The following is a 25,794-nucleotide window of genomic DNA, read 5'->3' as shown; positions in this document are numbered from 1 at the left end:
GGATTCCTAATCCTGGGGCCGTGGGTTCGAATCCCGCAGGGGGCACCAACTTCCGCCCAACCGGCGCTGAAATCTTGAGCAATACTTAGCACAAGTGCTAAGTATCGCTCATGGCGAAAGCAAACGATCAGATTGTCGTCTGCACCTATCGCGTGAAAGCCGGACGCGAGAAGGACTTCATCGAGTTGCTCAAACGTCACTGGCCGACGCTTCGGAAACTCGGCCTGGTCAACGAGCAGCCCCGCATGGCCCTGCAGGGGCGCGACACCGACAAGACTTCATGCTTTGTCGAGGTGTTCGCGTGGAAGGACCGCGGCTTCGAGGGGGCGCATAAGCATCCGAAGTACTCGCGCTGTGGGAGCCGATGGAACAGATGTGCGAGGCGCGGAACGGCCATCCCGCGACAGAATTTCCGCACTATGCCGGCCTCGCGTTGTGACTTCGCGCGCCGCCTCCGAAATCCGGCAGACTGAAAATGTCTTCAACGCGCTCGCGCACGCCCAGCGCCGTCAGATTTTACTGGTACTGCGCTTCCGCGGCGGCGCGATGACGGCAGGCGAGATCGCCGAGCGATTCTCATGCTCATGGCCGACAACCACCCGCCACCTCCGCATCCTGGAGTGCGCAAAGCTGGTGCGAGTGAAGAAGCGAGGCCGCGAAAGAGTTTACGTACTGGAACTCCCAAACCTCCACACAACCGTCGGAAAATGGCTCGATTGGTTCGACGACGCGGACGAGGTCCGACGCCGATGATTTTTTCCGAAGCGCTTTCCACCATGTCTGCATGCATGGTGACTTTCCCGCGAACTTCTTAATCTATACCTACCCGTAAGGCCCTCAGAGCGATTGGTGAAGGGGCGCCCGCTCGAAGCCAGCCAGGTACGGCTCCAGCCACCGCGCATCCCCTCAAAGCGATCGTTCCCCTTCCCGCATCGGAAGGGGTAGTTGGGACTAGGTTTAGCGCTCTGCCAGTGCGTTGACAGCTTACCTCGGTCATCGCGACGAAGGCTCGACCAGATTGCACGAGTAGGTCTTGATTACGAGCCAGATTTGTTTCCCGGCTTCCAATCGCAACGCATCTATTGCTGCCGGTGTTAGGTGCACCTCGAATTCCGCGCCGGCTTGTATCATTACTACTGCCCGTACGCCTTCGCGGCGGATTGATAGGACTCTTCCTTGAAAGGAGTTGCGGGCGCTTAAGTTGTGGGGTTGATCGCTCGCTATGATTATGTCGCCGGCACGGATTGCTATTCTTACTCGCGCGCCTGGCTCCGCGTGGCCTAGTGGGACCTCCAGTTGAGTTGCGCTGCCGTCCAGGTGGCACAGCATCGTGCCCTGGGTCTCGGCGATCGATCTCACCGTCGCGTCGAACACGTTTTCGAAGCCTACTACCTGCGCAATCGTTTCGTGGCGCGGAGTTGTCAGTACGTGTTGCGGCATCCCTTGCGCGAGGATACGTCCTCCTTCCAGCACTACCACGCGCTCTCCTAGAGCGAACGTTTCTTCGGGCGAATGGGTTACGTACAAAATTGGAATTTCGTGGGCTGTGTTCCAGGCGCGCAAGTCATCGAGGATTTTCGATTTGGTCGCGTTGTCGAGCGCTGTCAGCGGCTCGTCCAGTAGTAACGCTGCCGGGTTCATCACCAGCGAGCGCGCGAGCGCGACGCGCTGTCGCTCGCCGCCGGAAATCTCGCCGGGTTTGCGCGCGAGCAGATGCGCGATTCGAAACGACTCGATCATCGTCATCATGCGCGCGCGGCGTTCGTTGGCGGGAAGATTCGCGATCCCATACTGAACGTTTTGCGCGACCGTCAGATGGGGAAAAAGCGCGAGATTTTGAAACACGTAGCCCAATCGACGCTCCGCCACTGGCATGTCGATGCGCCCGTCCGAATCGAACAGCACGCGCGCGCCGAGAGCTATACAGCCGGTATCCGGCCGCGCGAATCCCGCAATGCAATTCAGCAGGGTGGTCTTTCCGCCGCCCGACGGCCCCAGGACCATCGTGAAGCCGGCCGACGCCTCGAACGCGGCGTCGAGCGCGAAGCGGTTCGACAGCCGATGCGTGATTCGCACCGATAAGCTCTTGCCGGTTGCCATCGTTCGCGACCGCTAGCGATGCATCGGCCAGACCGCCCAGACTCGGCGGTTGAGCGAATACGTGATCGACAGCGTGACGAATGAGAACGCCATCAACAGCAGCGCCATGCGATTGGCGCCGGCATAGTCGAGCGCCTGGGCCTGATCGTAAATCGCGATCGAGACCGTCCGCGTCACGCCCGGGATGTTGCCGCCGACCATCAGCACCACGCCGAATTCGCCGAGCGTGTGCGCAAAGCTCAGCACGAAACCGGTGACCACCCCGCCAATCGAAAGCGGGAGTACGACCCGGACGAAAGTGCGAATTCGCGAGGCGCCGAGCATCGACGACGCGTTGATCAGATTGCGATCCACCTGCGAGAACGCCGCCGCCATCGGCTGTACCGCGAACGGCAAGCTGTAGATAACCGACGCGATCGCCAGGCCCTCGAACGTGAACGGCAACCCATGGCCGGTAAACGACTGGTACCAGCGGCCCAAAGGACTGCGAGAACCCATCGCGACCAGCACGTAGAAGCCGAGCACGGTCGGCGGCAGCACGAGCGGCAGCGCGACGATCGATTCGACGAAAAATTTCCATCGCCAGCGCGTGAAGCTGAGCCACCACGCGATCGGTGTGCCGACCAGCAGCAAAATCGCGCAAACGACCAGCGCGAGCCGGATTGTCAGGAAAATCGCGCTCCAATCCATTGGCGGTCAATGCGGCGGAGACATTTCGCTGTCGCCGTGGGCCGAGGCGACGTCTTTCGGAATCGAGAAACCGTATCGCTCCATCAGCGCTAAGGTTCCAGGCTCCTTGAGAAACTTCAGAAACTGGTTCGCCAGCTCCTTGTTGCGCGACGATTTCAGAATGACGCCGGCCTGAACGAGCGGCGGGTAGTCAGCCGGAGCGATTTCGACGTAGCGTCCGCTGTTCTTCATCGCGGGCGCAACCGCAAGCGACAGCGCTAGGAGGCCGACATCGGCATTGCCCGACTGAACGAACTGGGCGGTCTGCGAGATGTTTTCGCCGAGCACGAGCTTGCTCTCGACGTTGCCGTAAACCCCCGCATGACGCATCGCCGCGACGGCGGCGCTGCCGTACGGCGCGTGTTGTGGATTTGCGATCGCGATCTTCCTGATGCCGGGGTCGAGCAGCGTCGCAAGGCCGCGGCTCAGGTCGAGCTTCGACGCATTGGGAACCCACATCACGAGTTTTCCGCTCGCATATTCGTAGATGGTGCCGGGCTCAGCCAGGCCGGCGGCCTCGAGCTTTTGGGGATAGCCGACATCAGCGGAAAAGAACAGATCGAACGGCGCGCCATTTTGAATCTGCGCGAAAAAATTCCCGGATGAACCGAACGTGAGCTTGATGCTGTTGCCGGTTTGCTTTTCAAATTGCGCGGCTACATCCTTGAACGCGAACGTCAGATCTGACGCCGCCGCGATCTTGATTTCCGCGGCGCGGGCGTCGGCGGGGGACCACATACAAAGGAGAAGAGCGGCGAGAATAAGGATTGGGTTCACGGACCGCAGTTTGTTGCCCGCTATAATACTTGCCATACCGCTTGAATAATGGCACAGGTTTTGAAGGTCGCACAGGGTCGGCGGCGGTTTCCTCAAGGTTAAGCGAGGATTGATTCGCGCAGAGAGTCATCGTTAAGTAGGCGAATGGCGAACACGAACAAAGTTGCGGTACTTGGCGCGGGATGCTTCTGGGGTGTCGAATCGGCTTTTCGCGCGGTCGAGGGCGTCGTCGACGTGGCCGTCGGTTACGCGGGCGGCACCGTTCCCAAGCCCAGCTATCGAACGGTCTGCGGCGGCAAGACCGGGCATGCCGAAGTCGTGCAGGTGGAGTACGACCCCGCACGCGTGTCGTTCCAGCAACTGCTGGAAGTTTTCTGGCAGATTCACGACCCGACGACTCTCAACCGGCAGGGGTCCGACGTCGGCACTCAATACCGGTCGATAATTTTTTATTTCGATGAGCATGAGCGCAAGGCCGCCGAGGAATCGAAACGGCGGCTCGACCAATCCGGCAAGCTCGGGCGGCCGGTCGTCACGCAGATCGTGCCGGCGGCGGAGTTCTATCGCGCCGAGGAATATCATCAGCGCTACTACGAGCGGATGGGTATCGCGCCGAGTTGCGGAATACACGGACGAATCGACTAAGAATCAGCTGCGCGCGGCCGCGGACTTTTTAGAGCGCGCCGCGCGCGCCGGCTTTTCGGCCGCCATCCGATAGGCCTGGTCGACGACGCCGGCGACTTCCTTCCAGTCCACGTCGACATCGAGGCGCAGGCCGACCCATCCGTTGACGCCGACGTACGGCGGCACGAAGAAGCGCGTCGGCGCCTCGGCGACCATCATGCTCTGGAATCCCAGCGGCGCCTTGCACCAGACCGCGATACGCCCGTCGTTGTGGTGGTTGTTCGTGTACATCGCGAACATCCTGCCGCGCACGCGAAACGTCGGCTCGCCCCACGCTTCCTTCTCGGTGGCGTCGGGAAGCGCAAGACAGATCTTTCGCAACCTTTCGATTGGAGCTGGACGCGGCATCGTCAGGCGGCTGCACTCGGACGCGACGAGACCGCCTGATGCCATCGCGCGAGATTCTTCTGCTCCGGCTGAATCGAAATATTGTTGAAATTGGCGAAGTCGATGACGACCATCGCGGTGATGTCCGCGATCGAGTACTTGTCGCCGGCGATAAACTGTTTGCCCTCGAGCTCGCGCTCGAGCCATTGATAGCGCTGCTCGACGACCTTGCGGCTCTGCTCTCCCATTTCGGGAATTTGTTTGATTCTCGTGCGCGTCAATTCGTGCGAATGCCCCCACACCATCCCGACCGGCACGAACAGCGCCAGTTCCATCCGCCGATTCCACATCTCGATGTTCGCCTGCTCGAATGCGCCCTTGCCAAACAGCGCCGGCTCTGGATGGAGCAGTTCGAAGTAGCGGCAGATCGCGACGCTCTCGGCGAGATACCTGCCGTCGTCGAGTTCGAGCACGGGGATTCCCCCGAGCGAATTCCTTTTGAGGAACTCGGGCTGTCGGTTGACGCCCTTGAAGATGTCGACCTCCTCGAGCGGCACGCTGATTCCCTTTTCGGCCAGGAAGATGCGCACACGACGGGGATTGGGCGCCATTTTGAAGTCGTAAATTTTCATTCGATTCTCCCGTCTTGCTGTAGTCGCGTCGTGATATTTAACCCGTCTTGTGCACAAAGGTCACGGGAGAGCAACGCTAAGAGCCAGTCACCTTCATTACGTTCGGTGCACGCTCGATGAGATCGCGAGGCTCGACCGCTTGAACGTCACTTTTCAAATCGACGGCGAACCAATAAGCCGCAACGTATCCCATCAAGAGCGTGTAGAAGCCGGTTTCCAACAGGGGCGCGGACAGAGTCGGGAAAGCAAGCTGAAATGCGGTTGGCCGCGCTAGCAGCCGATACGTGATCGGCACCGAGACGCTAGCCAGCAGATAGCTCCCGACAGCCATCCAGAGTGCGCGGCGGCTCGCTCGATTCTGGGCGGCGGCCCCGGCGATTTGCACGAACGGAATTACCAGCAGCACCAGGTAGTGATGCCATGCGATTGGCGACACCAACAACGACGTCCCGATCCACAACGAATAGATTCGCGAGTTGTCGTCGCGTCGGCCGACTCCGACTAGCGTCGCACGGATGGTCATGGTCAGGATGAGCACATCGACTGCAACAATTGCCGTCTGGCGGAACCAGTTGGCCGCGAGACTCGATGACTCTCCGAACAGCGCCCAGAACATTCGCGAGACAAACGGAGCGACGGAGATGACGAACGGGAAAATCATCCGGTCCCGGTCCGCCACGTATTTTGCGCCGTTGAGGAAGCTGAAGCATTGCGCAAATCCAAGAATCGCGACGGCAACAAGCGCGCCGCCGATTGCTCCGGCGATCGCAAATTTCAACGCCCGCCAATTTCGCCGCAGCGCAAAATATCCCAGCAGCAGAAATGGGAACGCCCGGAGCAACCCCGCGATTGCGATGATCAGTCCGGCCGTGGCTTCGTGCTCGTCCTCCAATGCGCGCATCGCGATCACCAAAAGCGCCATGGTCAGCGCTTGCGACTGCGCCCAGAAGAAATTCCAACCGACCGGATAGAAGGCGAGAATCAACGCGCCCAGCAGCCACCCGGTACTTGCATCGAGTCCCGGTCTACGGACCAGCAGGTAGATGGCAACCGCCAGCGCCACGAGGTTCAGCGAAATCCAGATCCAGAAAGCGGCGGCCGGAGGGAATAGCGTCAGGGGTTCTAGGCAGAGCAAAAGGGCGGGGGTCTCGGAAGCATGAATCAGCGGACCGGTTTCAAAACCTACGCGATTGCCGATCGCGGTGAGATTGGTTGTGTACGGATCGAGTCCGTAGCGCAACGCAAGGGCGGAATCGTAGTAATTCGCGAAATCCAGCCGATGCGCCAGCGGAGGCAAGTGGGTGAATGCGCCGATGAACCTCCACAGTGCGGCGATCCAGATCAGCGCCAACATCGCAGGCCGCCGTAGCATCGCGGCGATTCGTTCGCCATTCACGTGCGCATACCAGCACAGCCCGCCATTCGATGCCAGTGAAGGTCGCGGTCCAAATGAGCGCGAAGAGACGGAGGCCGGCCAGTTAGAGCAGATCGATCGGCTCGCGTTCTTGGAGTTCGCGGCCGATGCGCACACGGCGAGGATTGGGCGCGACCGCTTGACCGTCGCTTTTGAAAATCGGCCTCTGCGATGTATCTCATCGGTAATCGTGAGTTTTAGGTCAACGTAGGCCGAAAACAGCAATCACGCGAGATCTGACTGCGCCCGTCCGGTCCTCGGTAAGTCGAGCGATCACGAATGCGTATGCGAGTGTGCAGATACCCAGGGCCGTCACCACTGCAATATGGACGCCATCGGGTTGCCATCGTCGTCGCGGAACGAGACACGCGCTAATAAATATCAGCGCCGGCAGATGTGAGACATATAGAGTATAGGAAAAGCCAGCCAGCCCGCGCGCAGTTCGGGAATAGAATCCCGAGGTGCTCCGAGCACGGCTGCGCAACAAAGCGAAGATCAAAGTGGCCGACGCGACTCCAACAAGGAAATCGGAATATTCAGTAGTGCCGGGTTTGAATTTGAGTACAGCGACGACCAACACCACAGCCCCGGTCGCCATCACGACCCAGATTTTGCCGGGCCGCCCTGACTGTTCTGGGGCAAAATTTATCGCAGCACCTAGGAGCCAAATCAGGAAATACAGGCTTATCCACTGGCCGATGAAGAACACAATCACGAAGATGGCGGTCGCGTGTAGAACTGTGGACCAATTGACCTTCCCCAACGGAAAGGCCAGCACCATCAGTGGGAAGAGCACGTAGTACCAGAATTCATAACTCAAGCTCCAAAGCGGTCCATTTGAGCCAAACGTCGGAGTTAAGATGTCTTGCAGGAAAAGCGCGTTGCCAAGCATGACGATTGCGGAGAGCCGAGGCGGCACCGCGAATATGCCGACGTTGGCGCGTGCCACCCCGCCGTAGATTCCCGAGGTCCCGAAGACGTGTATCCCGCAATGGTCCCAAATCGCGCCGAGCAACAAGGCTGGAATCAGCACAACCCAAAGACGTGTAAGCCGATTCGTGGAATAGAGGCTCCAACTCCATGTCCCATCCATTCGCCCGCGCAGCACACTGCCACCAACCAGAAATCCGCTCAGCACGAAAAAGATCATTACCCCGTAGTGGCTGAAGCCCGTAACCAAATACACAATCTTGACCAGCGGGGTGGAGTTCCCTGCGACTTCCGAAAAATCCACGAAAAATAGGTTGCGCAAATGACCGAGCATCACGGCAAGTGCCGCACCGCCCCGCACCAGGTCGAGATGGTCAGATGACGCGCTGCCCCGGAGCGATTTGTAAGCCAGCATATTTCGTGATGGTTCGGCGCGGCCGACGGCGAACCTCTCCTTATTGTGGCGCTGCAGAGATAGCCGCGCTCGTCTTCGTCGCATACCTGGCTCGTCGCACTACCAATCCCATCAAAGCGAAAAGGACGATCGAACCGACCGCGAAATTGCAATTTAGGAACAGTGCCACGAAGCAGCCCATCAGTACGAATGCTCTCCAGGAACAAAACGGTGCGCCAGAGCATCCTCTACTAGAAACGCGGCCGGACACTGAGAGTGCAGTGAGATCGTAGGCGAGCATTTACGGAGTCACAGTCAATACGTTGATCGAAAATGTTGCCTCCCTTTATGAACGAGGGACTGGCCTCAGCCAGCTTGGCGGGCAAGCGCGTCGATAGATCTCAATAGTACGTCGATTCATAGCAACCCCCACTGTCACCGCACACCGCCGCAGTATCGAGGCGATTCGTTCGCCATTCACGTGCGCATACCAGCATAGCCCGTCAACGGATGCCAGTGAGCGTTACGGCGCAAGTATCAGAATGCGAAAGGAGACGGAGACGGCCGCTCTACAGCGGATAATCCGTTGGCCAGCGCTCTTGCAGGTCGCGGTCGATCGAGCGGCGCGGCTTCTGGAAAAAGTAGTCCACGTGCCACGGTGGACGAAATTTCAGGAGGAGGCGGCCCAGCTTTCCAGGGTGCGAGGGTCTTGCCTGGCTTATCTCATGTTCCGTGTAGCGGATTCCATTTGACGCCGTTGGCAGCATCCTCGCGCCCTCCCCAGTGCGTTTGATACTTTCATCCCGCCCGTCCGAACCGCCTCTCCCGCAAGAAGACACAGCAATCAATGTGCCACGAGCTGTTGATCAACAGCGTCGCTAATAGCTGGCGCGCTTCCGCCTTCAGTCAACCGATGGCTACAAATTGTAGAGATGATGCAACAGTTTGTCGCTGACGCTACTTATTTCATTCCTCGGCTATCAGAGGCACGCACGCGCTGAAGCGGCTGATTCCAACGCCTAGCGATTTCAACACTCAATCAGGCGCAACTTGTTGCGTCAAAACCGCTTGCGTTACTCGGCTTTCGGCTTCGAGTGCAGGCCGCATCGAACGAGCGAGGCGATTTTGCCGTGGCGACAAAAGTACGACAGGTATCTGGGACGTCAACCGCTCAAATTAGGTCGGTACCAGCCGGTTCCGCGATCACCTTGTTTTCGAGCTTGCCGATTTTCTCGATCTCGATTCGAACTACGTCGCCCACCTTGAGCCATTTGGGCGGGTTCATCGCGGCTGCGACTCCGCCGGGCGTGCCGGTCGAAACGATCGTCCCCGGGAGCAGGGTGAAGACCGTCGAAAGCGTCTCGACTTGCGCGAAGCAATCGAAGATCAGGTTTTTCGTGTTGGAATGCTGGCGCTGTTCGCCATTGACGAACGTCTTCAGGTCCAGATTGTGCGGATCGCCAATCTCGTCCGGCGTTACGATCCACGGCCCTACCGGCCCGTGCGTGTCGAACGACTTGCCCAGCGTCATCGTCGGCGCGCGGCGCTGCCAGTCGCGGACGCTCACGTCGTTTACGATCACGTAGCCGGCGATCACCTCGCGCGCGCGAGCGCGCGGCACATGACGGCATCGCCGGCCGATCACAAATCCTAGCTCACCTTCGTAATCCAGCGCCGATGACGCGCGCGGCAGATGTATCGGGTCGCCGGGTCCGGTCACGCAGCTCGATTGCTTGTTGAAGAACATCGGAAACTCGGGGCGCTTCATCTTTGTTTCTTCGACGTGGTCCGCGTAGTTGAGCCCGATAGCGAGGAACTCCGGCGGACGAGCGATGGTCGCCTCGAGCTTGACGCTGGCCAGCGCAATCCGGCGCGCTGACTTCTTTGCCGCGCTCGCGGCGCGATCGATTGCGTACGGACCCTCCAGCAGGAACGCGATCATCTCGCGCGGCAACTCGGGCTCCGCCGCCGCGAGGTCAACGATCGAGTCCTCGACGACGACGCCGATCCGCGTCGCGCCGTCATGGGTGAAAGTTGCAATTTTCATTCGACTCCAGCCGCTCAGGTTCGTTCCGTAAAATTATTTTCACATCATCGGTTGAGGCCGACCAGGCGCCGCATCGTTTCGGGGTCGAGTCCCTTGGTGGCGTCGTACTTCTTGAGCTCGGACTCGGGCACGCCGGCGTGAAAGTCGCGCGCGAGCTCGTCGGGGTTGAAGTTCACCCCGATCGGATTTTTCCGCATCGCGTCACTCTGGAAAAATCCCTTCAGTTCCTCGACCGAATCGAAATTGTCGATTTGCAGCTCGACGCGGTTGCCGTCGGGGTCGCGATAGTACATCGAGGTGGTCGGGCCGTGGTTGATCGTCACGACTGGCATGATGCCGGCCCGCTTGAGCCGCTCGTAGGTGTAAACCAGGTCGCTGAGATTCGCGTAAGTGTATGCCAGATGGTCCAGCCCGACCGAGTGCCGCGGCTTGTCTTCGAGTCCGGGCACGGCGGCGATCGCGATGCGGTGATGCTCGTCGTCGTAGGTCATGAACGCGAGCATGCCGTTGCTGTGAACGACCTCGGCCTGCAGCACGGTGGTGTACCAATCGACCATCGCCTGGAATTGCTTGGTGGCGAGCACGGCGTGTGCGAATTTCGCGGGCACGACGCGCCGGGTTCCGTTTCCCTTGTCGGCCGAGTTTGCTGGCATCGCGAGTCCTCCTTCGACGGCGTTGCGCCTCGGTGCAGTCACCGGTGCCGCTGCCCTCTTATCGCAATGATCGACCCGCCGAACAAGACGGCGGGGGCGCGCTTTCGCGCACGCCAAAAGGACACCCGCCGGTGCGTGCCCCCCTTAAGGGACGCACCGGCAGGCGTGGGACTCGAAACTTTCTAATTCCCCGACTCGCTTTTGATTTTCCTGGCGGGGGCTCCGTTCATCACAGATACTCCCCGCCAGGGCGCGCTCGGGGGATTGACGCCTTACAAAATGAACCAGCAGCTCGCGGCTGCGATGTAGAAGACGGCGACGGCCACCAACGCGAAGACCGCGATCTCGTCGAGCTGGTCGCCGAGCCGGGCTTTGAGGTCCTTGGCCTTTTGCTCACCATCAACCGGGCCGAACTGTTCGTGATATAGTGTGGAAAGCATCACCGTTCCTCCTGTTCTTTGGCCTCTTCATTCAAATAGGCGTTACATTCGATTGAACAATTTGTTCAATGCGTTGAACGAGGGCGGGCTTCGAGCTAAATAGCTGAAAATTAAGGAGATTCGCGTCTTTTCTCTTTGTGTCATTCTAGAGCGAAGCGAAGAATCCCGGATTCGCCGACGTAGACATCTCGGCGTGTGCCGTGGTTGGGGGTGCGTCGACAGGCGTCGAAAAAAGATCGGGGTTCCCTCGGCTACGCTCGGGATGACACAAAGAAAAAGACGGTGTGAGATAAAAGTGAGACGTGCTTTGACTACTGGCTCCGGTCGAATAGGGCAATCTTGTACCGGCCGCCTACAATCGGCACAGTCTTCCTAGAGGACGCGAGTGACCAGGAACGGCAACTTTTTCAATCTCTACAGTCACGATTTCGTGCGAATCGCGGTTGGAGTGCCGTCGGTGCGCGTCGCCGATCCTGCCTACAACGCCGAGCAGACCATCGCGCTGATTCGCGACGCCGCCGAGCGCAAGGCGGTGCTCGCGCTGTTCCCCGAATTGGGGCTGACGGCGTACTCGTGCGACGACCTGTTTCAGCAGCGCGCGCTGCTCGATGCATGCCTGGACGCGATCGCCGCGGTGGTCGAGGCGACCGCGAAGCTGTCGATCGTCAGCGTGGTCGGCGCGCCGCTCCAGATCGAGCATCATCTATATAACTGCGCGGTTGTGATTCATCGCGGGAAGATTCTCGGCGTCATGCCTAAGACCAATCTCCCGAACTACCGCGAATTCTACGAGCCGCGGCAATTCACCTCGGCCGACGCCGCGACGCGCGACGAGATCGATCTCGCGGGCAGTCGCGCCGTTCCGTTCGGCAACAATCTCATCTTCCAGCACGAGGAGCAGCCGCTGCTCACGTTCCACGCCGAGATTTGCGAGGACTTGTGGGTGCCGATTTCGCCGTCGTCATACGCGGCGCTGGCCGGCGCGACCGTGCTGCTAAACCTGTCGGCGTCGAACATCACGGTCGGCAAGGCCGACTACCGCCGCGCGCTGGTCGCCAGTCAATCCGCGCGATGTATCGCGGCGTACGCATACTCGGCGGCGGGCGTTGGTGAATCGACGACTGATCTCGCGTGGGACGGTCACGCGCTGGTCGCGGAGAACGGCAACATCGTCGCCGAGTCGGAGCGCTTCAAGGATCAGCCGCAGGTGGTATGCGCGGAAATCGATCTCGAGCGGTTGTCACAGGAGCGGATGCGTCAGAACACGTTCGGCGACACGGCACAGCGCGAGCTCGAGCGGGTGCGGCGGTTCCGGCGAATTTCATTTTCGGCGGAAATGCCGCGCCGCGGCAAGATGCTGCCGAATCGGCGCTACGAGCGATTCCCGTACGTGCCCTCCGATCCCGCGACGCGCGACGAGCGATGCGCCGAAGTCTTCGACATCCAGGTCCAGGGCCTCGCGACGCGCATCCGCTCGACCGGACTCGAGCGCGTCGTGATCGGAGTCTCGGGCGGAATCGATTCGACCCATGCGCTGCTGGTATGCGCACGTGCGATGGACCGTCTCGGCACGCCGCGCAAAAATATTCTCGCTGTGACGATGCCGGGCTTTGCGACCAGCGCGCGAACTCTCGAGCAGGCGCGACGTTTGATGAAGTCGCTCGGCTGCTCGACTGACGAAATAGACATCCGGCCAAGCTGCATGCAGATGCTCAAGGACATCAGGCATCCCTACGCCGAGGGCAAAGAGGTTTACGACGTCACCTTCGAGAACGTGCAGGCCGGCGAGCGCACAAGCCATCTTTTCCGGCTGGCGAATCTGCGCGGCGGGCTGGTGGTTGGCACCGGCGACCTGAGCGAGCTTGCGCTCGGATGGTGCACGTACGGCGTCGGCGATCACATGTCGCATTACAGCGTCAACGCGAGCGTGCCGAAAACGCTGATCCAGCACGTCATTCGATGGCTGGCGCAAACCGAAAGCCTCGGCCGACAAGCGAGTGCGACGCTGCTCGAAATTCTCGCGACTCCGATCAGCCCCGAGCTGATTCCCGGCACGTCGGCGGACGGGCATCCCAGCCACGACACCGAGGCGACGATTGGTCCCTACGAGCTGCACGATTTTTTCCTGTACTACACGCTCCGCTTCGGATACCCGCCGCCGAAGGTCGCGTTCCTGGCGTACAACGCGTGGCGCGACAAGGACACCGGCGAATGGCCCGACATTCCACGCGAGCGCCGCAACCAGTACGACATCGCGACCATCAAGGGGCATCTGCATACGTTCCTCTACCGGTTCTTTCAGTTGAGCCAGTTCAAACGCAGCGCCATTCCGAATGCGCCCAAGGTTGGTTCGGGCGGGTCGCTTTCGCCGCGCGGCGACTGGCGCGCGCCCTCGGACAGCGAAGCGAGCGCATGGCTCGAGCAATTGAAGTCGATCCCCGACAAAGATTAATCTCGCCATCGTAAAATTCGGACGATCGAGTGCACCCCGCGAGCCTGCTTTGAAGGAGTGAGATGCTGAAGTTTCTGCGAATGACATTTTCTTTGCTGGTGATGACCGCAGCGCTTGCGGCGCCTGCCTATCCGCAGGAGTCCGCCAAGCCGCAAGAGTCCGCGAAGCCGCAGGAATCGCCGTGGGCGATGCGCGCGCCGGCCGCGGTGCCCCAAGGTGCGCCGACCTCTCGGCCCGGCAACTGACGGCTATGAAGGAAGCTGAGAAGGGTACGCCGGAGCAGCAGGAATTGGCGCGCAAGGTTGTCGACGCCATGTCCGCGAAAGATTTCGCGGCATTGAAGCTGCTGATCGCGCCGTCCACGCTGAAATGCATCGGCAAGAACCAGGACTTTCTCGAGGACCGGATTAAGAAACAGTTCGCCCTTCCGATTGACCGGAAATTCAAGCTGACGATTACCAAGCTGCCGCCGAACGTGATGAATGCGTCGAGGTATGCCACCTACCCAATGCCGCCGACTCATCTGATGGGAATCGAATTCACCACTCCCGACGGCAGCAACGCCACGGCGAACCTGACGATCGGCCAGGAAGGCGGCAAGTGGTACGAAGCACAGCCATGTCCCACGGACGCCGGGATGGAACGATTTGCCAAGCTGCAGCACATGCGGATGGTCCAACACGAACGCGCCAAGGCCGCCGTGGGGCAGGTCAAGGACCCGGTCAAGTCGCAGCTGCTCGCGCTCATCGGCAAGCACGACAACGTCAGTGCGTGGCGGCTCTGCATGAGCTCGATGAAAATGGATTTTCAGACGTGTCGGGGAATCGTTGCGATACTCTCGGGTGACGATAGTTACTGAAGCCGCGGGAGCAGGGCCACGAAAATCGGACTTCACTTGCCGCAGATCGGAGCGGCTGCCGCCAACGAAATCGCGCAGGCCGCACGGCGCGCCGAACAGGCCGGCTACGAGTCAATCTGGGTCAGCGATCATTTGATCGTGCCCGAGTCGGGCGGGCGGCTGCCCCCGATCGAAATACTGGAGCCGATCGCGACACTCGCCTACGCCGCGGCCGTCACCAGCCGGATCAAGCTCGCGACCAGCGTGATCGTCGTGCCGTATCGCAACGCGATTCATCTCGCCAAGGAACTCGCCACACTCGACCGGCTGTCGTCGGGGCGCGTCGTCGCGGGAGTGGCCAGCGGATGGCTCGAAGCCGAGTTCCGCGCGCTCGGCGTATCGTTCGAAAAAAGGGGCGCCTACACCGACGAGGCAATCGCGCTGATGCGCGCAGCGTGGTCCTCCGCTGTCCCAGAATTTCACGGCGAGTTTTTCAAGCTTGCCGGCATGCGCTTCGGGCCGCGTCCCGCCGCCGGCAACATCCCGATTTGGGTCGGAGGCACGAGCCGCCGCGCTGTTCGCCGCGCGGTCGAACTGGGCGATGGATGGCATGGGACGCGGATGAACCCCGACCAGGTCGCAGAGCGCATCGGATGGATTCGCGAAATCGCCGCCCGCCGCGGCCGCAGCCTCGACGACTTCGCGATCAGCCATCGCGTGTACTTCGGCTTCGCGCCGAAATGGACCGACACGGGCGGCTACGTCGATGGCATCCTTGCGCCGCCCGCCGAAATCGCCGACTACCTGAATCGTTATGCCGCAATCGGCGTCCAGGAAATCCTGATAAGCCCACTAGGCACCGACCCTCTCGCAAAATTTCTCGACCGCTTCGACACCGAAGTCCGCCCCAAGCTCGCGTAACGACTTGCCCGTGGTGCGGGCGCTCTGTAGACTCGTGTCGCTTTCACTAGCGATGTAAAGGGTTCTCGCGTTTAGAGCAATCGTCGCATCGTCTGTGCCGTTCGGACACATACAACTCGTGGAAAAGACCAACCCGCCGCCGCAGAGCACTCTGCGCGCCTATTTCGCGACGCTGGTGCATGTCTCGCACTGGCATCTGATCGGCGTGGTCGTCGTGACGGTCCTGTTTTCGCTGAGCGAGGGCATCGGCATCGCGCTGCTGCTTCCTACCCTCCAGGTGGCTGGCTTTAATATGGCCGGACAGGGCTAGGCCGGACGTTACGCGGCGATGCTTTCGAACGCGTTCGTTGCGATCGGACTGCATCCGACGCTGATTCTTCTGCTGGGAGTATTCGTGACGCTGGTGGGCGCGCGAACCGTGCTCGGACAAATCCAGAGCGTGGGGATATACGCGGTTCAGCAGGAAGTCGAGCATCACCTGCGCCGCTGCCTCTACCATGCAATCGCGGAAGCGAACTGGCTCTTCGTATGCCGGAGTCGCGCGTCGGATTTCACCCACGCGCTGACCTATGAGATTTACCGGGTCGGTAGCGGCACGAATCTCGCGCTCGTACTCACCGGCGAAGTTGTGCTGGGAGCCCTTTACATGGCGATCGCGTTTGCGCTGTCGGCCGGGATGACCGCATTGGTGCTGCTCTCCGGTGCACTGCTGACGTTCGCCTTTCGCGGACGCACGCATGCGATCGAAGCGCAGGGCGAGGAAGTCTCGAGCACCAGCAAATCGCTCTACGCCGCTACCATCGAACATTTGCAGAGCCTCAAAGCGGCCAAAACCTACGGCGCCGAGGAGCGCAATTTTTCGATCTTCTCCAACCTCAGCGCCGAGGTTGTCCGAGCCAACGTGGGCGGCGCTCGTCAACAGGCGGTCGCCGCAACCTGGTTCGAACTCGGCTCGGTCGTAATTCTCGCGGTGGTGCTGTTCGTATCGATTCGAGTGCTGGCGGTGTCGCCCGCGTCAATTCTAATCCTGTTGCTGCTGTTCGCGCGCGTGATGCCGCGAATCATGAGTGGCCAACAACACTACCGCGCCTTCGTCAATTCGATTCCTTCGTTTGCCAACCTGCTCGATATCGAAGTCCGATGCGCCGCGGCGGCAGAGCCGACGGAGCATCCGCACGAACGGCTTTCGCTCACGCGTGAACTTGCGGCTGACGATGTGTCGTTCACCTACGCCGAGGGACGCGTGGCGGCAGTAAGAGATTTGAGCCTGGTGATTCCGGCGGGCAAGGTCGTCGCGCTGGTCGGGCCGTCGGGCGCCGGCAAGAGTACCATCGCCGACATCCTGATGGGCCTCGTTTTGCCCGATTCGGGGACGCTCAGACTCGACGGCCGGCCACTTGGACCCGAAGGCGTGCGCGGATGGCGCGATCAAATCGGCTACGTCGCGCCCGACACGTTTCTCTTTCACGACACGATTCGCGCAAACCTCAAATGGGCGCGGCCCGACGCGAGCGAAGACGAGATGCTCGCGGCACTGCGACAGGCGTCGGCGTTCGATTTCGTCGCGGGACTGAAAGACGGACTCGATACTATAGTCGGCGACCGCGGAATGATGGTGTCGCAGGGCGAGCGCCAACGCCTCGCACTCGCGCGCGCATTCCTGCGCCGCCCGTCGATGCTGATTCTCGACGAGGCGACCAACAGCCTCGATTCCGAGAACGAAGGACGCGTGCTCGACGCGATCGAAAGCCGCCGCGGCGAACTCACCGTCGTGCTGATCGCGCATCGTCTCTCGACCATCCGATGGGCCGACCTCATTTACGTCATCGAAGGCGGCAAAGTGGTCGAGTCGGGCGATTGGTCGTCGCTGAGCGCACTGCGCGACGGCCGCTTCCGCGCACTCTGGGAAGCGCAAAGCCTGACCGTCTAGCCGCCGATGCGGCGTTGTTCACAACTCGATACGCAGTCTCTATTCACGTCATATTCTATTAATCCGTAACTAATTGTTCCGACATCTCCCTGAACTAGGGTGACGCCGTTCGTTGGGCCGGTGTCTGCAAGCGCGGACGCAGCCCAGCGACTCCACAGATCGCTTGTTGGGAGGGGACATGAACATTCGATCGCGTATATCGTCTTTTCTGTTGCCGGCAGTGGCCGCAATCGCGCTGTTTTTGAGCGGATGCGCGCAGCAACGCGAGTTGAGTTGGTGCACTGTTTACGGCGCTGCGGCGGGCGCGGTGATCGGCGCCGGCGCCGGCTTCGGTATCGGCGACGCCAGCAAGGGCAGTGATGGTTCAAGTTCGCGTGAAATCGCGGGCGCTGTCGCTGGTGCAGGAATCGGCGCGGTAATCGGCGGAGTCGCGGGTCATTACTATTGCGATCCGATCGTTCAGCCGCCGCCTCCGCCACCTCCACCGCCGCCACCTCCGCCTCCGCCACCACCACCGCCTCCGCCAGTGAAGGAGAAGCTGGTGCTTCGCGGCGTGCACTTTGATTTCAATAAATCAAAGATCCGCCCCGGCGATGCCGCCGTGCTGGATGAGGCCGCCACGACGCTCAAGGCCAATCCCGACGTCGATGTTGACGTGAATGGATACTGCGACGCGATCGGCGGCGAGAACTACAACTTGAGGTTGTCCGACCGGCGCGCGAATGCGGTCGTGGATTACCTGGCCAAGGCTGGAGTCAACGAGAGTAAGCTGCATCCGCACGGCTACGGCAAGACCGATTTCGTGGCGACCAACGACACGGCAGAAGGACGCGCACAGAATCGCCGCGTCGAACTCGTCCCCGAACAATAAGACGCATACGTGAAACGGGGCGCTCGCAATGATGCGAGCGCCCCGCACTGTTTCTACTCATTCGAAATGCGAGAGGGGGGATTTGAACCCCCACGCCTTGCGGCACTGGATCCTAAGTCCAGCGCGTCTGCCATTCCGCCACTCTCGCGTGAGTTAGAAAATATTGGAAAATCAGAGCCCGTTGAAGGGGCGTCTGGCTAGCGCGCGGACGGAGGCGCTATTTCCGCGCGAGTGCGGCGCCGCGATACATCGTGGAATGGGTTCTCGGCATCCCGGCGATCACATAGCGGTCGAGCTGTGCGATCTCGAGCCCGGCGTCAGATATAAGCTGATCGATGCGTCTGGTCAGATGGCATCCGTGGCCGATCACTTTCTGAATCGGATCAAGTCGCCGCTGCCACTTCGCGACCGAAGGCTCCTCGCTGAGGCCATGCTCGACGAACAGCAATGATCCTCCCGGCTTCAGCACCCGTCGCACCTCGCGCAGGGCTGCGGTCGCGTCGGGAATCGTACACAAGGTGAAGGTGCTTACCGCACAGTCGAACTTGTTGTCGTCGAACGGCAAGTGCTCGGCGGAGAGCTTTGCGCGTTGCACAGGAAAGCGGGCGGCGGCGATACGCTGTGCGACTCGTTTCGGCATCAGGTCTTCGGGATCGACCACGGTGAGCCGCTTCACACCAGCCGGAAAATAGGGAAGGTTCAGCCCGGTGCCGAATCCGAGTTCGAGGACGTCGCCGTGCGCATCTTTCAGCGCTGGCTGCCGCTGCCGCGCGATCACTTTCGAACTCATGGTCCAGTCGAGGAAGATACCGAAGATTTTGTCGGACAGGCCCACGTGAGTCTTGTATCAAATGCCGGGCGCGCGGACTAAGTCTGTCGGGAGTCCGACGAGAAGTTCGAGTTGCCTATAAGAAATAATAGAACCACGAGCCGCTGCCACCTGACCCGCTCGGCGGTCTTGATAGCGACGAGCCGGCGCAGCACCTGAGGACCCAGTCCGGGTGCTGCTTGCTACTAGTGACGCTCATCGCTAACTGATCCGCCAGTCCCCGTCGCCCAACAGCTCGAGCATCTTGTGATGGTATCGCGACAACCGCTGCCGGTCGCCCACACTCACCACGTTTATCCCGGCGGATGCGAGACCACTATAGAGAACTCCTTCGTTGCCCGGGTCCAGCGCGCTGGTCGCTTCATCTAGAAACGCGTACTCGGGGTGATTGAACAGCAGCCGTGCAAAGGCGATCTGCTGCTGCTCGCCGAGCGACAGAAGGTCGTCCCACTTGACCTCCGCGTCGAAGCCGCCCAGCCGCTCCGGCAAATCTTTGAGGTTGACCATCTTGAGAATCGCCCAGAGTTCATCGTCGGTCACTTTGCCTGCGTGTGGGTAGCAGAGCTGGTCGTGCAGTGAACCGAGAATCATGTAAGGCCGCTGCGGCAGGAACATCACAGCGGAAAGCGGCGGCCGAATGATGCGCCCGCTACCTGTGCGCCACAGTCCCGCCACCGCCCGCAGCATCGACGTCTTGCCGACCCCGCTTTCACCGACGATCAACAGCCCCTCGCCGGCCGCGACTTCGAAGGACATCGCGCGCACCAGCGTTTTGCGGCTATCCGGAGTTTTGAGCGTCAGCTGCTCGACCGCGAAGCGCGGCACCTCGACGATTTCGATTTGCGTTCCTATATCCGCATCGATCGGCTCGGCAGAGACAACCTCCGCCGTCGCTTGCGCGAGCCGTCCGCTTTCGGCCACCTCCAGGTATCCACCGAGCCGCTCGACAACGGCGGCAAAGTTACTCAACGAATTAAATTGATCGATGATTATCGACAACGAGGTGCGCAGCGTGATGAAGGCGCCACTGGCCTGTGTGATCTTGCCGAACTCAATCTTGCCCGCGAAAAAAGAGGGCGCCAGAATAAAATAGGGCAGCAGTGGCAGCAGGAAATCGTACCCATAAGTGAAGAACGCCAGGTTCCTTTGCCACGAGATAAGCAGATTGAAGTTTTTTATCGCCGCGTAGAGACGCTCCAGCAACTCGCCCTGTTCGCGCCGTTCGCCGCCATAAAGCGCGATCGCTTCCGCGTTATCTCGCAAGCCCACCAGGGCGTAACGAAAGTCCGCCTCGCGCCGCCGCTGCGCGAAATTGATTCCGATCAGCGGGCGGCCGATCACGATGGTCAGCAGCGAGCCGAGGCCTACGCAAACCGCGAGCACCCCGACCAGCGTCGGCGATATCAGCCACAGAACGACCAGGAACGACGCCGCGGTAACAAGTCCTTGCAGAACCTGCATCACGAACGACACCGTGAAATTGGCGAAGGTCTGCAGATCCTCACTGACTCTCTGGTCGGGATTGTCGATGCTCGCGTCCGAGCTGATCCGGTAGAAGGCGCGGTCGTGGAAGGTTTTCTCGAGGAACTGCTCGGTCATCCATTGCCGCCAGTTAAGCATCAGCTTCGCGGCCACGTATCCATCGATAGCGACGACCGGTGCCGCCACGACGTTGTAGATGATTACGAGCAGCATCGTGTGCCCGAAAACCTGCGCGTTTTTTTCCGCCAGCGCTGTCATCATGTCCCGGCTTACGTAGCTGAACACAACGTTGCCGGCCTTGATGGAACCGCTCAAAAAAACCGTGAGGACTACCAATCCGAACGCGACACGTCTCTGGTCAGATACCCAATAGGGTTTCGCTAGCCGCCAGAGCCTTCTCCAAAACAACCGGTCGAATTTGTTCATCGTTCTCCCTCAGGCAGCGGCGCATAGCTGCGGACGCCTCACCACGCGCAATTCTGATCGGAGCGAACAATACTGTTTTCAACTCTGCATCTTCTTTCTCTTCGGCCTTGTAGCTTTGCGTACGATGGAAGTGAAGATTCTACTGGAAGAAAATTCCAGAAGCCGCGAAAAGTCCGACCTTGCTCATGCTATTGGAAATTTCCTGCAAGCATAGATGCATGAACAGGGCACCGCGTTGGTGTGTATCCGATCGCGCAATCTGCGATCCTTGGCAAGCCGATTGCACGATTAGAGAGTTCGAAGAGACGATCGGGTGTATTGAAAAAGAAAATAGAATCGCGAGCCGCGGCCGTTGATCCGTTTAGCGGCCTTAGCATCGATGAGGCGGCGCGGCGCCTGAAGACGTACGGGCCCAACCTCCCGGTGCGCGCGTCGCGCGGCGCAGCGATCCTGGCATTCGTCAGAACGGCCGCGGACCCAATGGCAGTGATGCTGGCTGCCGCCGCAGCGGTTTACTACGCGCTCGGCGAGCGGACCGACGCCTATGTCCTGCTCGCGGCGATCGTTCCGGTACTTGCCGTCGATGTAGTCCTTGAGGCGCGATCGCGCACCGCACTCAAGAAGCTTGCGGGCGTCGTGGCCCCGCGTGCGCGCGTGATTCGCAGCGCCGTCGAGATCGAGGTTGCGACCGCCGACCTCGTCCCCGGCGATCTTTTGCTCCTCAAAGAAGGCGACATTGTTCACGCCGATGCCGTCGTGCGTACGAGTTTCAATCTTGCGCTGGACGAATCGCAGCTCACGGGCGAAGCGGAGCCCGTTGCGAAACAGCCCTGCGGAATTTTTGGCGCCGTCGCGGATGCATCGGAGGCGAGCCGCGTGTATGCGGGTTCGCGGGTGCTCGAAGGCCACGGGTCCGCCGAAGTAATCGCGACGGGCGAGCGCACCCGTTACGGAGATCTGGCGCGGCTGGTCGCTGAGGTTGGTCCTCGTCTAACCCCGCTGGAGCGCAAGACGGCGCGGGTGGTGCGCTGGATGGTCGGCGTGGCGATCAGCGTTTCGGTGCTGCTCTTCGTCTTGCGCTTGCTCGGCGGCGCGCCGGCAAAGCACGCGTTTCTGTATGCGATCAGTCTCGCGATGTCCGCCGTGGGCGAAGAATTCCTGCTGGTGCTGACGATGTTCCTGAGCCTCGGCGCGTACCGCCTCAGCCGGCACGGAGTTTTGGTGCGCCGGTTGGCCAGCGTCGAGACGCTCGGTTCAACTACGGTCATCTGTCTCGACAAGACGGGCACCCTGACAGCCGGCGAGTTCGCGCTCGAGGAGCATGTCTCGCTGGGGCCGGAGACATCGGAGGACACGCTGCTCGAAGCGGCCGCGCTCGCGTGCGAGCCCCGGGCCGCCGACACGATGGAGAAGCAGATTCTGGCGCATTGCGCGGAACACGGCATCGACGTCGATGCGCTTCACTCGCGATGGCGTCTGGTGCACGACTACGCGTTCGACCCCGTCGGTAAGCATATGTCGCACGTTTGGAGCAGCCTGGAACACGCCGGCGGCGGGAATCTGCAGCGAATCGTCGCGAAGGGCGCGCTCGAAGGAATAGTCGAGCATTGCGATCTGGCGCCAGCCGACTTGGCTCGCGCCGAGAGGGCGAACGTCGAGATGGCGGGGCGCGGAATGCGCGTGCTTGCGGTTGCCGGACGCGAGGTCGAGCGCGGCGGATTCACCGGGATGCGCGCGGCGGACGAGCGCGGCTTTCGGCTGTTCGGGCTGCTGGGGTTTCGCGATCCCCTTAGACCCGCGGTACCGGACGCGGTAGCGCAATGCCAGCGCGCCGGAGTGAAGCTCAAACTTATCACCGGCGATCACGCGCTCACCGCGCATGCGATCGCCGAGGCGGCCGGAATCGCGCACACCGACGACGGAATCGTCACCGGTGCGCAACTCGACAGTGCTGACAAGGCATCGTTCGACCGGCTGGTCCGCCGCTGCAGCATCTTCGCGCGCATCCGCCCGGAGCAAAAATACGCGATAGTCGAGGCGCTCCGGCGGGCAGGCGAAGTGGTCGCGATGACCGGCGACGGAATAAACGACGCGCCCGCATTGCGTCGGGCGGACATCGGCGTCGCGATGGGTCTGCGCGGGACTGAGGTCGCACGCGCGGCGGCGGATATCGTGCTGCTGAACGACGATTTTTCAGCGATGGTCGTGACGATTCGCGAGGGCCGCGTCCTGCTCGACAACCTCCAGCGCGCGTTTCTTTACCTGGTCGGTTTCAAGGTGATGCTGGTGTCGCTCAGTCTGTTGGCGCCGGTCTTTGGCCTTCCGCTGGTGCTGTTGCCGGTGAACCTGGTCTGGCTGGAGATGATCGTGCATCCGGTGTCCGCGCTCGCGTTTGAGGGCGAGCCTGCGCTCGACGACGTGATGCGCCGTCCGCCCCGTCCACCGGCGTCGCCAATTGTCGAGCGGCCGGCTGCCATCCGCGCGGCTCTGTCCGGTGCTCTCCTAACGGTCGCGGCGTTCGCGCTGTTCGCGTTGCGCCTTGGCGAGGACGAGAACTATGCCCGCGGTGTCGCGATGGTCGTCGCGGTGGTGGGAAGCCTGCTTCTGGTATGGGCGGAGTACGCAGGGATGCGTCGATGGTGGCGTATTCGCGCGCCGGAGCAGCGGCGATTCTGGATTGTCATCTTAGCTGTAGCCGTCAGTCTGCCAGTATTCATGCTGACGCCGCCGATCGCAAAGCTGCTGATGATAAGCCCGATAGCGCGGGCAGATTGGGCGATCGCAATTCTTGGCGCTGCGGCCGCAGTGTGCTGGCGAGCGTTCGGGCGCATCAGCGCTTAACAGTCTGGCGAGTCGTCTATTTCGCGCAGGGCGACTGCCCGATGTTCGAAGCCTTCGTCTATGCTGCAGCGGCGGGCTTGAGCTTGTAGCGGATCGGCATGTGCTTGATGCCGCCGACGAAGCTCGAGCGCAGCCGCTCGAGCGGTCCCGCCGATTCCGCGCGTTCGAGGCGTTTCGCGAGCTCTCTGAAAATCACTTCCAGCTCCAGCCGTGCCAGGTTCGAGCCGAGACAAAAATGCTCTCCAATGCCGAACGCGAGATGAGGGTTCGGATTGCGGCCGATGTCGAACTTGAACGGCTGATCGAAAACGTCCTCGTCGCGGTTGGCCGACGGGTAGAACAGGCAGACCGACTCGCCCGCGCGAATTTTCTGTCCGCGCACGACGGTATCGCTCGTGGCAGTGCGCGTGAACTGGATTACCGGTGATGTCCAGCGCACGATTTCCTCGACCGCGGATTTGATCAGCGTGGGATCGGACTTGAGCCGCCGGAATTGTTCGGGGTTTTCGATCAACGCGAGCAGGCCGCCGCTGGTCGCATTGCGCGTCGTTTCATTGCCCGCCACCACGAGCACCAGCAAATAGGAGAGAAGTTCCAGGGCGGGCAGCGGCGCGCCGTCTATTTTAGCATTGGCGATGATGCTGGTGACGTCGCCGGTAGGATGCTTGCGCCGCTCTTCGACCAGGTTGGTGAAGTACGTGAACATTTCAAGTCGCGCTTGGGCGAAGGTCTCGTTCGCATCTTTGCCGCGTTGAAATTCAGGATCGCCGCCGCCGATGATTTCGTTGGTCCATCTGAAGAGAGTCGGCCAATCCGGGCGCGGCACACCCAGCATTTCCGCAATCACGGCCACCGGGACCTTCGACGAGATCTCGGTGACGAAGTCGCATTGCTCGCGGTCCATCACGTCGTCGAGAATTTTCGCGGTGATGTTCGCAACCTCAGGTTCGAGCGCGCGCACCGAACGCGGGGTGAAATAACGGCTCAGGATCGTCCGATACTCGCCGTGCTGCGGCGGATCCATGTTAAGTAGATGCTTGAGTGGCAGCTCGGGCGGAGGGCCATCCGCGCCCTCGTCCAGCGGGAAGGCCGCGAGCCGCGGCCCATTGAGCCATAGCCGCGGCTGAACGCTGATCTCCTTGATATCGGCCGCCTTGGTGATCGCCCAGAACGGATCCACTCGCGGGCGGTCCACGTAAAACACGGGACGGGTCTTGCGCAGATACGTCCACTCCGCGTGCGGGTAGCCGTTTTTTTGGTAGTGGTCGGGGCTGATGATGTCAATCGTGTCGAGCGAGAATTCGGTCGCGCTCACGACGCGATCACTGGCTGCCTGGGTTTCCATGGGTCACTCCTGAATGAATCATTAATCTGCGCGGCGCATCAACTCCGCCTCTTCGGCTATGAAGGTCGCATAAACCTCGCGCTCGACCGCGCGCACTCTTTCCAATGCGCGAATCGCCCGCCCTGCATCGCCGCGCCGCTCCGCGATCTCATTCATCTTCGCATCGACCCACGCCAGATGCCAGTTCTCATCTGCGCCGACGGCTTTCAAAACTTCGAGTGTCTTGTCTTCAACATCTTCCTGTTGTGCGTGACTCCGATAACGCTCGAGCGCCCGGCTCTCGGCAACCGAGGTGAGCGCGAGAAGATCAATCGTGTCCTTGGGCACCCCGAAGCGCAGTCCAAGCCGATGCTGGTAGCCATTGGTGATCGTGATCGGCGCGCCGCCCATATCAGTAATTCTCTTCGTCCACAGAAACGCGTGGCGCGTCTCGTCGGCGAGATGGCGCGTGAGCTTCATCTGCGAATCCGGGTCGCGCAGATGATTATGCATAACCAGCAGTAATCGCGCACCGTGCAGTTCGGCTTCGCGATAGAAACTCATGACCGTAAGGAGCCGCTCGAACTCCCTGGTACCGGGCATGGGTGCCGATTTCAAGCTATGACTCGACTCGCATATTTTGTCTACCTGCATCGCCATGCAGGTAACATGCCGTTGGCGCGCGCAGTGAAGATCTCGCAAAATGCGGTCCCTACCGACCTTCGGCCGATAAACACGGGAGTCCTATTCAGG

Annotated in this window: 25 protein-coding genes and 1 tRNA gene; 11 read left to right on the top strand and 15 right to left on the bottom strand. The window is 60.8% G+C overall.

Going from position 1 to position 25,794, the window contains the following annotated elements; all coding sequences use genetic code 11:
- Positions 1-110 precede the first annotated feature (110 nt).
- A complete protein-coding gene (locus VJX68_RS18025; protein WP_324097116.1) occupies positions 111-473 on the top strand; it encodes a hypothetical protein in 363 nt (120 codons plus the stop codon).
- On the top strand, positions 355-753 hold the full coding sequence (locus VJX68_RS19395; RefSeq protein ID WP_414643499.1) for a metalloregulator ArsR/SmtB family transcription factor: 399 nt from the start codon (positions 355-357) through the stop codon (positions 751-753). Before VJX68_RS18025 ends, VJX68_RS19395 begins: the two co-directional genes overlap by 119 nt.
- 240 nt (positions 754-993) lie before the next feature.
- On the opposite strand, the gene modC is transcribed toward VJX68_RS19395, so the two are convergent.
- Genes modC through modA form a run of 3 tightly spaced genes read right to left on the bottom strand, consistent with a single transcriptional unit; the run spans position 994 to position 3,642 of the window.
- Entirely contained in the window at positions 994-2,100 is a 1,107-nt protein-coding gene (gene modC / locus VJX68_RS18020) for a molybdenum ABC transporter ATP-binding protein (RefSeq protein WP_324097115.1), read from the bottom strand.
- A 12-nt stretch (positions 2,101-2,112) separates the two neighbouring features.
- Positions 2,113-2,790 (bottom strand): molybdate ABC transporter permease subunit, encoded by a 678-nt coding sequence (gene modB, locus VJX68_RS18015; protein ID WP_324097114.1) that lies wholly within the window; start codon positions 2,788-2,790, stop codon positions 2,113-2,115.
- A 6-nt stretch (positions 2,791-2,796) separates the two neighbouring features.
- Positions 2,797-3,642 (bottom strand): molybdate ABC transporter substrate-binding protein, encoded by an 846-nt coding sequence (gene modA / locus VJX68_RS18010; RefSeq protein ID WP_324097113.1) that lies wholly within the window; start codon positions 3,640-3,642, stop codon positions 2,797-2,799.
- Between the two features lie 108 nt (positions 3,643-3,750).
- Here modA and msrA point away from each other — a divergent pair, with 108 nt between their 5' ends.
- Positions 3,751-4,251 (top strand): peptide-methionine (S)-S-oxide reductase MsrA, encoded by a 501-nt coding sequence (gene msrA, locus VJX68_RS18005; RefSeq protein WP_324097111.1) that lies wholly within the window; start codon positions 3,751-3,753, stop codon positions 4,249-4,251.
- A 3-nt stretch (positions 4,252-4,254) separates the two neighbouring features.
- On the opposite strand, the gene VJX68_RS18000 is transcribed toward msrA, so the two are convergent.
- The 7 genes from VJX68_RS18000 to VJX68_RS17970 form a co-directional block, all read right to left on the bottom strand.
- Positions 4,255-4,611, bottom strand: coding sequence for an MmcQ/YjbR family DNA-binding protein (locus tag VJX68_RS18000; RefSeq protein ID WP_324097110.1), 357 nt, complete (start codon positions 4,609-4,611; stop codon positions 4,255-4,257).
- Positions 4,612-4,640: 29 nt separating this feature from the next.
- Positions 4,641-5,249 carry a glutathione S-transferase family protein gene (locus tag VJX68_RS17995; protein ID WP_324097109.1) on the bottom strand — a complete coding sequence of 203 codons (609 nt, stop codon included), beginning with the start codon at positions 5,247-5,249 and terminating at the stop codon, positions 4,641-4,643.
- Between the two features lie 76 nt (positions 5,250-5,325).
- Positions 5,326-6,645 (bottom strand): glycosyltransferase family 87 protein, encoded by a 1,320-nt coding sequence (locus VJX68_RS17990; RefSeq protein ID WP_324097108.1) that lies wholly within the window; start codon positions 6,643-6,645, stop codon positions 5,326-5,328.
- Between the two features lie 220 nt (positions 6,646-6,865).
- Positions 6,866-8,008: an acyltransferase family protein gene (locus VJX68_RS17985; RefSeq protein ID WP_324097107.1), complete on the bottom strand. Its 1,143-nt coding sequence runs from the start codon at positions 8,006-8,008 to the stop codon at positions 6,866-6,868.
- Positions 8,009-9,158: 1,150 nt separating this feature from the next.
- Entirely contained in the window at positions 9,159-10,034 is an 876-nt protein-coding gene (locus VJX68_RS17980; protein WP_324097106.1) for a fumarylacetoacetate hydrolase family protein, read from the bottom strand.
- Positions 10,035-10,078: 44 nt separating this feature from the next.
- Positions 10,079-10,687 (bottom strand): VOC family protein, encoded by a 609-nt coding sequence (locus VJX68_RS17975; protein ID WP_324097105.1) that lies wholly within the window; start codon positions 10,685-10,687, stop codon positions 10,079-10,081.
- A 272-nt stretch (positions 10,688-10,959) separates the two neighbouring features.
- The gene (locus tag VJX68_RS17970; RefSeq protein ID WP_324097104.1) at positions 10,960-11,127 is read right to left on the bottom strand and encodes a hypothetical protein; all 168 of its coding nucleotides are present in this window, start codon (positions 11,125-11,127) and stop codon (positions 10,960-10,962) included.
- Positions 11,128-11,512: 385 nt separating this feature from the next.
- On the opposite strand from VJX68_RS17970, the gene VJX68_RS17965 reads away from it, so the two are divergent.
- From VJX68_RS17965 to VJX68_RS17935, 7 genes are all read left to right on the top strand, one after another.
- Positions 11,513-13,579, top strand: coding sequence for an NAD(+) synthase (locus VJX68_RS17965; protein WP_324097103.1), 2,067 nt, complete (start codon positions 11,513-11,515; stop codon positions 13,577-13,579).
- A 62-nt stretch (positions 13,580-13,641) separates the two neighbouring features.
- Positions 13,642-13,824 (top strand): hypothetical protein, encoded by a 183-nt coding sequence (locus VJX68_RS17960; RefSeq protein WP_324097102.1) that lies wholly within the window; start codon positions 13,642-13,644, stop codon positions 13,822-13,824.
- Positions 13,825-13,829: 5 nt separating this feature from the next.
- Positions 13,830-14,438, top strand: coding sequence for a hypothetical protein (locus tag VJX68_RS17955; protein ID WP_324097101.1), 609 nt, complete (start codon positions 13,830-13,832; stop codon positions 14,436-14,438).
- A gap of 36 nt (positions 14,439-14,474) precedes the next feature.
- Positions 14,475-15,338, top strand: a complete 864-nt coding sequence (locus VJX68_RS17950; RefSeq protein ID WP_324097100.1) for an LLM class F420-dependent oxidoreductase — start codon at positions 14,475-14,477, stop codon at positions 15,336-15,338.
- Positions 15,339-15,456: 118 nt separating this feature from the next.
- Positions 15,457-15,648 (top strand): hypothetical protein, encoded by a 192-nt coding sequence (locus VJX68_RS17945; RefSeq protein WP_324097099.1) that lies wholly within the window; start codon positions 15,457-15,459, stop codon positions 15,646-15,648.
- Positions 15,649-15,666: 18 nt separating this feature from the next.
- Complete coding sequence (locus tag VJX68_RS17940) at positions 15,667-17,268, top strand: ABC transporter ATP-binding protein (RefSeq protein WP_324097098.1); 1,602 nt, start codon at positions 15,667-15,669, stop codon at positions 17,266-17,268.
- Positions 17,269-17,446: 178 nt separating this feature from the next.
- Positions 17,447-18,139 carry an OmpA family protein gene (locus VJX68_RS17935; protein WP_324097097.1) on the top strand — a complete coding sequence of 231 codons (693 nt, stop codon included), beginning with the start codon at positions 17,447-17,449 and terminating at the stop codon, positions 18,137-18,139.
- Between the two features lie 67 nt (positions 18,140-18,206).
- Here the strand turns inward: VJX68_RS17935 and VJX68_RS17930 are convergent.
- The 3 genes from VJX68_RS17930 to VJX68_RS17920 all read right to left on the bottom strand — a co-directional run bounded on the left by VJX68_RS17930 (position 18,207) and on the right by VJX68_RS17920 (position 20,876).
- A tRNA-Leu gene (locus tag VJX68_RS17930) sits at positions 18,207-18,287 on the bottom strand.
- Between the two features lie 69 nt (positions 18,288-18,356).
- Positions 18,357-18,929, bottom strand: a complete 573-nt coding sequence (locus tag VJX68_RS17925) for a class I SAM-dependent methyltransferase (RefSeq protein ID WP_324097096.1) — start codon at positions 18,927-18,929, stop codon at positions 18,357-18,359.
- Positions 18,930-19,169: 240 nt separating this feature from the next.
- On the bottom strand, positions 19,170-20,876 hold the full coding sequence (locus tag VJX68_RS17920) for an ABC transporter ATP-binding protein/permease (protein WP_324097095.1): 1,707 nt from the start codon (positions 20,874-20,876) through the stop codon (positions 19,170-19,172).
- A gap of 318 nt (positions 20,877-21,194) precedes the next feature.
- Between VJX68_RS17920 and VJX68_RS17915 the strand changes: the two genes are divergently transcribed.
- A complete protein-coding gene (locus VJX68_RS17915) occupies positions 21,195-23,717 on the top strand; it encodes a cation-translocating P-type ATPase (protein ID WP_324097094.1) in 2,523 nt (840 codons plus the stop codon).
- Between the two features lie 58 nt (positions 23,718-23,775).
- Here VJX68_RS17915 and VJX68_RS17910 read toward each other — a convergent pair whose 3' ends face one another.
- Both VJX68_RS17910 and VJX68_RS17905 read right to left on the bottom strand, forming a co-directional pair.
- Positions 23,776-25,062 (bottom strand): cytochrome P450, encoded by a 1,287-nt coding sequence (locus VJX68_RS17910; protein WP_324097093.1) that lies wholly within the window; start codon positions 25,060-25,062, stop codon positions 23,776-23,778.
- Between the two features lie 21 nt (positions 25,063-25,083).
- Positions 25,084-25,644: a ferritin-like domain-containing protein gene (locus VJX68_RS17905; RefSeq protein WP_324097092.1), complete on the bottom strand. Its 561-nt coding sequence runs from the start codon at positions 25,642-25,644 to the stop codon at positions 25,084-25,086.
- Positions 25,645-25,794 lie beyond the last annotated feature (150 nt).

The organism is Binatus sp. (SeqCode) (genome assembly GCF_035272065.1).
GTDB lineage: Bacteria > Desulfobacterota > Binatia > Binatales > Binataceae > Binatus.
The sequence above is the reverse complement of the archived record's forward strand: the minus strand, read 5'-3'. Positions and strand labels throughout refer to the sequence as shown.